Source organism: Arthrobacter rhizophilus (genome assembly GCF_026241105.1).
Classification (GTDB): Bacteria; Actinomycetota; Actinomycetes; order Actinomycetales; family Micrococcaceae; genus Arthrobacter.
In genome coordinates this window covers 1-5589 of record NZ_JAPFFT010000063.1, presented here as the reverse complement: position 1 = coordinate 5589, position 5589 = coordinate 1, and the positions used below count along the sequence as shown (strand labels likewise).

The following is a 5589-nucleotide window of genomic DNA, read 5'->3' as shown; positions in this document are numbered from 1 at the left end:
GCGGGCACTCTGAGGAAATGACCTGACCATAAAACGCTCCATCAATCAGAGCGTTGCTACGACCATATGACTTTGCCACGTCAAAACGACAACAACTGCGAGTCAGTTGGGAAGGACCCGCCGCGGGACTGCTACCCGCAATAAGCGCCCGTGGAGGCGCTGTGCACCAGCTTGGCGTACTTGGCGAGGACACCCTTGGTGAACTTTGCCGGGAGGGGCTCCCAGCCGACCTTGCGCGACTCGAGCTCGGCTTCGTCCACCAAGAGGTCGAACGAGCGGGCAGCGATGTCCACACGGATCTCGTCGCCGTCCTTGACGAAGGCGATGGGGCCGCCGTCGACGGCTTCAGGCGCAACGTGTCCGATGCAGAGACCGGTGGTACCACCGGAGAACCGGCCATCGGTCAGCAGGAGCACGTCCTTGCCGAGGCCTGCTCCCTTGATGGCGCCCGTGATGGCGAGCATCTCACGCATGCCCGGGCCGCCCTTGGGTCCTTCATAACGGATTACGACGACGTCTCCGGCCTTGATCTCGCCCCTGTCCAAGGCGTCGAGGGCACCCTGTTCGCGCTCGAAGACGCGGGCCGTACCTTCGAAGACATCGGCGTCGAAGCCCGCGCTCTTTACGACGGCCCCTTCCGGTGCCATGGAACCATGCAGGATGGTGATGCCGCCGGTCTTGTGGATCGGATTGTCCAGGGCGCGCAGGATCTTGCCGTCGAGGTCCGGCGGGTTGATGAAGGCCAGGTTCTCGGCAAGGGTCTTGCCGGTGACCGTGAGGCAGTCTCCGTGCAGCAGTCCGGCGTCGAGCAGTGCCTTCATGATGACCGGCACACCGCCGATCTTGTCGACATCGGTCATGACGTAGCGGCCGAAGGGTTTGAGGTCGCCCAGGTGCGGGATCTTGTCGCCGATGCGGTTGAAGTCGTCCAGGGTCAGTTCGACCTCGGCTTCGCGGGCGATCGCGAGCAGGTGCAGGACAGCGTTGGTGGAACCGCCGAAGGCCATGGTGACTGCGATGGCGTTCTCGAACGCCTTCTTGGTCATGATGTCCCGGGCGGTGATGCCGAGGCGAAGCAAGTTGACCACTGCCTCGCCGGACTTGCGGGCAAAGTCATCACGACGGCGGTCTGCCGAGGGCGGGGCAGCCGAGCCCGGCAGGGACATGCCGAGGGCTTCACCGATGCACGCCATGGTGTTGGCCGTGTACATGCCACCACAGGCACCTTCACCTGGGCAGATGGCCCTTTCGATGCGATCCAGGTCTCCGAGGCTCATCTTGCCCGCAGCGCAGGCACCCACGGCTTCGAATGCGTCAATGAGGGTGACTTCCTTCTCCGATCCGTCCTCGAGCTTGACCCAGCCCGGCATGATGGAACCGGCATACAGGAACACACTGGCGAGGTCCAGACGGGCGGCGGCCATCAGCATACCCGGGAGGGATTTGTCGCAGCCAGCCAGCAGGACGGAGCCGTCAATGCGCTCGGCCTGCATCACAGTCTCGACGGAGTCGGCAATGACTTCACGGGAGACCAGCGAGAAGTGCATGCCCTCATGGCCCATGGAGATTCCGTCCGAAACGGAAATGGTGCCGAACTGCATGGGGAAACCACCGCCGGCGTGAACGCCTTCCTTGGCGCCCTGGGCGAGTCGGTTCAGCGAGAGGTTGCACGGCGTAATTTCGTTCCACGAGCTCGCGACGCCGATTTGGGGCTTGGCGAAGTCGTCGTCGCCCATGCCTACGGCCCGGAACATGCCTCGCGCGGGGGCGGCATGGATGCCGTCCGTTACGACCCGGCTGCGTGGTTTGATGTCCGGCTGGTTGTCTGTCGCAATTGGGGTGTGGTCACTCATGGGCACGAGTCTATGACTCTTGGGCTGTGGCCAACGAACACGGTGGACGGGTTGAGGCAAATTTGGCGCTATTTCATTCAATATTTCATTCAAATAGTGGACACTTGTCTCAATATGCGAGACGGCGTGAGACTGAACCCGCGGTCCAACTGTCACTCGTCACCCAGTCGAAGCTCGCGGGCAATCACCGCGGCTTCCTCCTGAAGCAAGCTGAGAGTCTGCCTGATGGTGGTACGGGCAGCCACCTCCGGACGGGCAAGGGCCACAATGCTGCGGCTGGCGCGGACCCCAACGAGCGGCCGCAGGACCAACCTCCTTCCTTGGTTCGCTCGGGCGGTGTAGCGCGGAAGGAGGCAGATTCCGTGCCCCGAACCAACCAAGGCCTCGAGGACCCGCAGATCGGGGTACCGCTGGCCGCGCACCGCCGTCGTGCCTGCCTGGAGCTCAATCTGGCGGAGCACGGTGTCAAAGGGAAAGCCAACAGGAACGCCAAGCCACGGGTAGCCCGCTACGTCATGGGCCGTCAGCCGCGCCTTGGTCGCGAGCTCGTGGCCCGCCGGCATGGCGACGTCCAAGGCTTCCTCCAGCAGTGGAAGTACCGCTAGGCCATGCCGGGCGAACACCTCCGGACCATCCACGCTGTGAGCAAGGACGATGTCGTAATCCGCAGCCAATCCGGCGAAACCGTCCGTTCCGGGATCCTCGAAATGGGCTTCGAAATGCAGCCCTTCAATAGCCTTGACACGGTGCAGCAGTCCAGGCAACAGCATCTCGGCGGCGCTCGGGAAGAAGGCTGCCCGGATGTGGGCCTGCCACCCTTGGCGATAGGTGTCCACCGTCGATTCCGCCCGGGCCATCGCCGTGGCGACGTCTGCTGCCGCTCCCGCCATTGCGAGGCCCGCCTCGGTCAGCCGGACTCCCCTCCCGTCCTTCTCCACGAGAACGACGCCGAGCTCCTCCTGGAGTGTTTTGAGCTGTTGCGACACCGCGGAAGCTGTCACATTCATCGCTTCCGCCGTGGCGCCGACCGTCTGCCGGTCCGCCAGCTCGCGGAGGATACGCAGCCTCTTGAAGTCCATGAAGACACCCTAGGGGATGCGGGTCCTGGCTCGGTTCTTTCCAGCCCCGGCACCGGCGTGATGCGGACGCGGCGCCAGCCTCGAATCGATTGACAAACCTAGACAGCCCCTTGCCACGGACGTAACGTCAAATCACGACAGCTGTGAATCGAATAGAAGGGCTCCTCCCATGGAATGGTTGATCACGGTCATCGTCATTGTGTTGATCGCCGCGATTGCCTGGTGGCTCTTGAGCCGCAACCGCGCGAAGTCTTCATCGGGCGGCATGGCCCCGTCCTCTCCGTCGCAGACTGCCTCGTCACCGCAAATAGACACCACGGCGGCCGCCCTGACAGGCTCAGCCCCGTTGGTCGCTGCAACCGCCACCGGCGAACAGGATCTAGCCGGGTCACGCTCCGCCGAGCGCGAGCCGTCACCGGAGCCAGGCGGTGTCGACGTCGACGATTGGGAGCGCCCTGACTCGCCGCTCCAGTCCGGAATGGCCGCCCCGGCAGAGTCCCCAACTGTTGGAGCCGCCGTGGAGGAGCCACTCTTCGAGGAGCCCACACTCCCGGAACCAGTACTGTCCGAAGAGATGGTCGCGGAGACCGCTTCCGAAACCGCTGTCTCTGAAGAGGCCGAACCGGTCGTTCCGGAGCCGATCGTTCCGGAACCGATACTTTCCGAGCCGGAACTCGAAGCGGGCGTGACTGCCGACGACGTCGCCACGGCGGACGACGGACCTGCCGTTCCTGCCGCAGCCGGCAGTTCGGTGGCGGCAGGAACGCAACCAGCCACCCCCGCACCAACCACTCCCGAACAGCTGGCCGACAGTGCCGAATGGGAAGCCACGTGGAGCGAAGTCGGCGCACCGGCCGCACCGGTTCCGGTCCATCACCGCGAGTACACGGACGCCCACGCACCGACACTTCCCGGCGCCGAATCCGCCGCGGCGGAGATCGACAACACCGCTCCGGACGGGCACCAAGGAGAGCAGCAGGCTTCCGACGCCGCCGCGGCGCCGGTCGCGGCCGCCGGCCCGGAAGTCGTTTCCGGCGATGCCACGCCGCTGGGCGGCCATCTGGCTGCCGACCAGCCGTACGGCGAGGGCTCGGCTGCCGCGGGCGCTGACGGGAGCGGCCCTGATGGGTACACGGTCAAGGGCAACGCCGACACGATGACCTATCACGACGAAGACAGTCCGTCCTACGACGAGGTCAAGGCCGGGGTCTGGTTTGTCTCGAGCGCCCACGCCGAGGCCGCAGGCTTCCGGCCACCTCGCCGGAATCGCCGCTGACACTATGAACCAGGCAAAGGCGGGTTCCGGAAGCTTTCTCCGGCCCCGCCTTTTGCCTGCCCGGGCGCTCCTGGCGGCGGCCTGCATCTCGGCTTTGCTGCTGAGCGCATGCACCGGGAGTTCCCCCGGCACCGGCTCGTCGCCAGGAGGACCGTCCACCGGGTCGCCGGCAGCGTCACCGTCCGCGAGCCAATCACATGCCGTCCAATCCCCCAAGCCCGAAGGCAACGGACCGGAGTTGCTTCGGAAACTGGACCTGAATCTCACCCTCCCGTGGTCCATCGTGTTCCTCGACGACGGCACGGCCATCATCTCGGAACGGGACACCAGGCTCATCAAATCCGTCCGGAATGGCCAAGCCACCACCATTGGCGAGTTTCCCGGCGTCGTACCCGGCGGTGAGGGCGGCCTGCTGGGACTGGCCCTCCCCCCGACGTTCTCCGGAGACCGCCTGCTTTACAGCTATTTCACGGCTGAATCGGACAACAGAATTGCCCGGACCCGGCTGGAACAGGCAGCAGACAACCGCCTCAGTCTTGGCACGCCCGAAGTCATCTTCTCCGGCATCCCCAAAGCCCCAACCCATAACGGTGGCCGTATCCGCTTCGGACCCGACGGCTTCCTCTACGTCGGCACCGGTGATTCGCAGCGCCCGGAGCAGGCACAGGACCGCAATGCGCTTGGAGGGAAGATCCTGCGGCTCACACCCGATGGAAAACCGGCGCCGGGCAACCCCTTCGGCAACAATCCGGTGTACAGCTACGGACACCGCAATGTGCAGGGCCTGGCGTGGGACAGCGCCGGCAGACTGTGGGCAAGCGAATTCGGGCCCGATGTGAACGACGAACTCAATCTCATCAAAGCGGGCGGCAACTACGGCTGGCCGGAAGTAACCGGGGCGCCGGGCCGCCCCGGTTACCTTGATGCCAAGGTTGTGTGGCCGTCGACGGCGGATTCCTCCCCGAGCGGCCTGGAAATTGTCAATGGAACGGCGTTCACGAGCGCGTTGCGGGGGCAGCGATTGTGGACGGTGCCGCTCAGTGGTGAAACGGCCGGGACTCCTGTGGCATACTTCACAGCCCAATACGGCCGGCTCCGGGACGTATCGCTTGCGCCGGACGGCGCACTGTGGGTTCTCAGCAACAACCAAAACCCCGATTTTGCGCTGGTCCTGAAGCCTCCCGGGTAGCGCCGCGGAGGGGCCTCGGGCCGATTTCACACTTCGACAAGTCTCGTGTAGAGTTACATGTCGTTGCGGAGATCAACGAGGGAAGAAAAGCCTTCAGGTGATCGAAATCGACGAATGCACCTCTAGCTCAATTGGCAGAGCAATTGACTCTTAATCAATGGGTTCCGGGTTCAAGTCCCGGGGGGTGCACCA

At 64.5% G+C, this 5589-nt stretch carries 4 protein-coding genes and 1 tRNA gene; 3 read left to right on the top strand and 2 right to left on the bottom strand.

What is annotated here, in order from left to right; translation table 11 throughout:
* Positions 1-131 precede the first annotated feature (131 nt).
* A complete protein-coding gene (gene ilvD, locus OOZ51_RS22220) occupies positions 132-1853 on the bottom strand; it encodes a dihydroxy-acid dehydratase (RefSeq protein ID WP_265982133.1) in 1722 nt (573 codons plus the stop codon).
* Positions 1854-2005: 152 nt separating this feature from the next.
* A complete protein-coding gene (locus OOZ51_RS22215; RefSeq protein ID WP_265982132.1) occupies positions 2006-2932 on the bottom strand; it encodes a LysR family transcriptional regulator in 927 nt (308 codons plus the stop codon).
* Between the two features lie 169 nt (positions 2933-3101).
* Between OOZ51_RS22215 and OOZ51_RS22210 the strand changes: the two genes are divergently transcribed.
* The 3 genes from OOZ51_RS22210 (at position 3102) to OOZ51_RS22200 (ending at position 5589) form a co-directional block, all read left to right on the top strand.
* Complete coding sequence (locus OOZ51_RS22210; RefSeq protein ID WP_265982131.1) at positions 3102-4208, top strand: sunset domain-containing protein; 1107 nt, start codon at positions 3102-3104, stop codon at positions 4206-4208.
* 4 nt (positions 4209-4212) lie between these two features.
* Positions 4213-5397, top strand: a complete 1185-nt coding sequence (locus OOZ51_RS22205; RefSeq protein ID WP_265982130.1) for a PQQ-dependent sugar dehydrogenase — start codon at positions 4213-4215, stop codon at positions 5395-5397.
* Positions 5398-5513: 116 nt separating this feature from the next.
* A tRNA-Lys gene (locus tag OOZ51_RS22200) sits at positions 5514-5589 on the top strand.

Excerpts from the sequence above, each read along its gene's own strand:
- OOZ51_RS22215 (WP_265982132.1), bottom strand. The coding sequence starts at position 2,932 with ATGGACTTCAAGAGGCTGCGTATCCTCCGCGAGCTGGCGGACCGGCAG.
- OOZ51_RS22210 (WP_265982131.1), top strand. The coding sequence starts at position 3,102 with ATGGAATGGTTGATCACGGTCATCGTCATTGTGTTGATCGCCGCGATT.
- OOZ51_RS22205 (WP_265982130.1), top strand. The coding sequence starts at position 4,213 with ATGAACCAGGCAAAGGCGGGTTCCGGAAGCTTTCTCCGGCCCCGCCTT.
- ilvD (WP_265982133.1), bottom strand. The coding sequence starts at position 1,853 with ATGAGTGACCACACCCCAATTGCGACAGACAACCAGCCGGACATCAAA.